The sequence below is a fragment of the Fructilactobacillus sp. X2R5C3 genome, from assembly GCF_059901325.1.
In genome coordinates, this window is record NZ_JBWXUY010000054.1 from 1 (window position 1) to 242 (window position 242).

The following is a 242-nucleotide window of genomic DNA, read 5'->3' on the forward strand; positions in this document are numbered from 1 at the left end:
GCTAAAGGTCTTGTAGACTCAGCTCCTGCAGCGCTTAAAGAAGGCGTTGACAAAGCTGAAGCTGAAGCTCTTAAAGCACAGCTAGAAGAAGCTGGCGCTTCTGTTGAAGTTAAGTAATTACTACTTAATTTCATAGCCGAAAGGCTAATGGCTGGTGGTTAATTAACCACCGGCCTTTTTGCGCTGTAGGGCTATGACGAAATTTCCGCTGTTTAACCGTCATAATCCGAGCAAAAAAACAG

General features: G+C 44.2%; 1 protein-coding gene. It reads left to right on the top strand.

Features of this window, described 5'->3' with window-relative positions:
* Positions 1-117, top strand: a 117-nt coding sequence (locus AC6UDE_RS07145) for a ribosomal protein L7/L12 (protein ID WP_500697055.1), incomplete at its 5' end; no start/stop codon positions are given.
* Positions 118-242: the final 125 nt, after the last annotated feature.